The sequence below is a fragment of the Alcanivorax sp. HI0044 genome (genome assembly GCF_001634945.1).
On sequence record NZ_LWEZ01001205.1, the window covers coordinates 1 to 3,280 of the forward strand.

4 protein-coding genes and 1 pseudogene are annotated in these 3,280 nt (G+C 62.1%); 4 read left to right on the forward strand and 1 reads right to left on the reverse strand.

Going from position 1 to position 3,280, the window contains the following annotated elements; all coding sequences use genetic code 11:
- The 3 genes from A3730_RS31760 to A3730_RS16540 all read left to right on the forward strand — a co-directional run.
- A partial coding sequence (locus tag A3730_RS31760) for a hypothetical protein (RefSeq protein ID WP_063538474.1) occupies nucleotides 1–924 on the forward strand: 924 nt, incomplete at its 5' end.
- A gap of 97 nt (nucleotides 925–1,021) precedes the next feature.
- The gene (locus A3730_RS16535) at nucleotides 1,022–1,312 is read left to right on the forward strand and encodes a YrhK family protein (protein WP_063521588.1); all 291 of its coding nucleotides are present in this window, start codon (nucleotides 1,022–1,024) and stop codon (nucleotides 1,310–1,312) included.
- Between the two features lie 77 nt (nucleotides 1,313–1,389).
- Nucleotides 1,390–2,658: an MATE family efflux transporter gene (locus A3730_RS16540; RefSeq protein ID WP_063521039.1), complete on the forward strand. Its 1,269-nt coding sequence runs from the start codon at nucleotides 1,390–1,392 to the stop codon at nucleotides 2,656–2,658.
- Between the two features lie 144 nt (nucleotides 2,659–2,802).
- On the opposite strand, the gene A3730_RS29790 is transcribed toward A3730_RS16540, so the two are convergent.
- Nucleotides 2,803–2,991: a hypothetical protein gene (locus tag A3730_RS29790; protein ID WP_156501228.1), complete on the reverse strand. Its 189-nt coding sequence runs from the start codon at nucleotides 2,989–2,991 to the stop codon at nucleotides 2,803–2,805.
- Nucleotides 2,992–3,066: 75 nt separating this feature from the next.
- Here A3730_RS29790 and A3730_RS29795 point away from each other — a divergent pair.
- A pseudogene (locus tag A3730_RS29795) lies at nucleotides 3,067–3,280 on the forward strand (zinc-binding dehydrogenase); the annotation flags it as partial.

The following is a 3,280-nucleotide window of genomic DNA, read 5'->3' on the forward strand; positions in this document are numbered from 1 at the left end:
GTGTTCGGCGACTTCCTGCCGTCGGCGCCGCGCCCGCGTACCTTGATTGGCGCCTCCATCGGCAGCTGGCGCTTTGCCGCCATCACCATGGGCGATGATGCCCGCAGTGGCCTGTCCCGGCTGGCCGACCTCTACACCCGGCAGCGTTTCCCCAAGGGGATAACGGCGAAAGAAGTCAGCCATCGCTGCGAGCAGATGCTGTCGGAACTGCTGGAGGATCGTGACCAGCGTATTTTGCACAATCCGGATTATCGCCTGGTGATCGTGGTGATTCGCAGCCGTGGCCTGATGGCCCGTAGCGGTGGTCTGGGCCTGGGGCTCGGGCTGGCGGGGTTGATCGGTACCAATCTGCTCAGTCGCCGTGCCACGGGGTTATTTATGGAGCGTGGGCTGGTCTATCCGGCAGGCGACGATTTGCCGGTGGGGCCGCTCAATGATTTCACCACCCACCATGTGGATTTGCAGGCAGACAATTTGCGGGCGACGTTGTTGGCCAGCGCCGCCATTCCCATGGTGCTCGATGGCGTGACGGCCCTGCCCGGTGCGCCGGATGGTGTGTATCGCGATGGCGGTATGCTCGACTATCACCTGGACCTGCCGTACCAGAGTGATGGCATTGTGCTCTACCCGCACTTCACCGACCGGGTGATCCCCGGCTGGTTCGACAAGCCCCTGCGCTGGCGCAACGGTGACCCACAGCGGTTGCGACGCCTGTTGCTGGTGTCCCCGTCCCGGGAGTATCTGGCCAGTCTGCCCCACGGCAAGCTGCCTGATCGCACCGACTTCAAACATTACCTTGGCGATGATGCCGGCCGTGAGGCGTATTGGCGCAAGGCGGTAACCGAAAGCCAGCGGCTGGGCGATGAATTTCTGGAGCTGGTGGAAACCGGCAAACTGGTGGACCGCCTGCAACCGCTCCTGTGAACGGTTGCGATTGCCCGCCATACTGTCACGGGGAGATGACGGACAGCCCCAGGTGGCCGTGTTAGGCTCCCTCACCCATGCGGCAAGAGGGAACACGATGACATCGACAGCGCCATCTTCCACCGACTCCAGCAGCTGGGCACTGACCCGTGCATTGGTCCACCAGTACCAGTGGTTTCACGTCACTCTGGGCCTGATCGGCAATGGTACCTTTGTTATTGGCAGCGTGTTTTTTCTCTGGGAAAGCTGGCAGCGGGCCGGTACCTGGCTGTTTATTATCGGGTCGGTGGGCATGCTGATCGGTAGCATCGGCAGTGCCATCGTGACCTATGAACGCAGTAAGGGTCGCCAGCCCGGCGATGTGGATGATCAACAGGACAAGACGTGAGCGAGACTTCGCAAACCCATACTGCAAACCTGCCAACCCTGGCGTTGGTCCGCCAGCTCTGGCAGCAGACCTGGCCCATGGCCATGGGCGTCATGTCCCTGCTGGGCTTTTATCTGGTCGACAGTATCTTCGTGGCCCGGCTGGGCACCGCACCGCTGGCGGCCCAGTCGTTCACTTTTCCGTTGGCGTTTCTGGTCATCGGTGTGCAGGTGGGCATCGGTATTGCCATTGCCGCGCTCATCTCCCGGGCCATCGGTGCCGGCCAGCAGGAGCAGGCCAACCGGTTGGGGGCGCTGGTGCTGGTCGGCGGTGGTGTGCTGCAGGGTGTGCTGGTGCTGGTGTTGTGGCTGATCCAGGAACCTGCCTTTGCGTTGCTCGGCGCCAGTGAAGAGATTCGCGCCATGATCCGGCCCTACTGGGCCTTGCAGGTGCCGGCCATGTGGGTCGGTGGGGTGGTGTACTTCGGTTACAGCCTGTTCCGCGCCCACGGCAACACACGTTTTCCCGGCATGATGATGGTGCTCACCAGCCTGCTGAATCTGCTGTTCGATCCGATTCTGATTTTTGGTATCGGCGATTGGCAGGGGTTTGGTTTGCCCGGTGCGGCGCTGGCGACCTTGCTGGCGTTTTCCCTCGGTGGCGTGATTGTGGCCCTGTCTCTGCGGGGCAAGGGTTGGGTGCAACGCGCTGGTATGCTGGTGCAGATGCGTGCGTCGGCCTGGCCGTTTGCGCAGATCGCTGGCCCGGCCATGATCAGCCAGTTGATGCCGCCGTTGGCGGCCATGGTGGCCACGGCGCTGGTGGCCCGCTCCGGTGACCAGGCGGTGGCCGCCTGGGGCATGGCCAGTCGCCTGGAAAGTTTCTCCATCGTGCTGGTGCTGGGCATGACCATGGCGCTGCCGCCCTGGCTGGGGCGTTGTTATGGCGCTAACGACTGGGCCACTGTGCGGCGGCTGATGCAGGTGGCGGCGGGCATGGTGGTTGCCTGGCAGGTGCTGCTGGGGCTGGTGATGGCGTTGCTGGCGGCGCCGCTGGCCAGCGTACTGGTCGACACCCCGGCGGTGCAGGCCTTCCTGACCGTGCTGATTCGCTGGATGCCGCCCAGCTATGGTTTTCTGGGCGTCTGCATGTTGGTGGTATCGGCCAGCAATGCGCTGGGCTGGCCCATGCGTGCCATGCTGATTTCTTTCTTGCGGCTGTTCCTGTGCTATTTGCCGTTGTTGTGGCTGGGCTTCGAGTTGGGTGGTTTTGGTGGCTTTGCCCTGGGCGCGGCCTTCGGCAATGTGCTGGCGGGGGTGATGGCGTGGGGTTTCTATCAGCAGGCGCTGAAGGCAGTTGACAGTTGATAGTGGACAGTTGACAGCTACGCGGACGGTTTCTTCTTTATCTTGAAGCGCAAGAGGCCGCGTCCAGAGTTTGGGCGCGGCCTCTTGCGTTTGAAAGTTGGCAGTGGCTGTTTCGCGCCGCTGTCAACTGTCCACTATCAACTCTCAACTATTATCGTTTCGTTCCCATTCCGGTGGTTTCCACAGGTGTTTGAGGCGCTGCCCAAGCGGGCCTTTCTGGCGGATGGCCCGGAACATGTCTGCGTATTCATGGCACCAGTTCACCACAAGGCTGTTGCTGTACACCGGGCGGGTGATGCCGTATTCCACCGGTTGGTCGTCTTTTTCTTCCACGAAGGTGTCGAACAGGCGATCCCAGATGATGAAAACCCCCGCGTAGTTCCGGTCGATATATTCCGGGTTGCGGCCGTGGNCACCGGCATTGGCGCGGTACTCAATACCGCCAAGGTAGAAGCCGGATCCACCGTTGCGGTGTTCGGTCTCGGCGGCATCGGCCTGTCGGTGATTCAGGGCGCGGTGATGGCAAAGGCAGAACGCATCAGCGCCATCGACACCAACCCGGCCAAGGAAACCCTGGCCCGCCAGTTCGGCGCCACCGACTTTATCAACCCGAAGGATTACA

What these genes read in the sequence shown, in the direction of transcription:
- A3730_RS16540 (WP_063521039.1), top strand. Translation starts at nt 1,390, where the DNA reads ATGGCCATGGGCGTCATGTCCCTGCTGGGCTTTTATCTGGTCGACAGT.
- A3730_RS16535 (WP_063521588.1), top strand. Translation starts at nt 1,022, where the DNA reads ATGACATCGACAGCGCCATCTTCCACCGACTCCAGCAGCTGGGCACTG.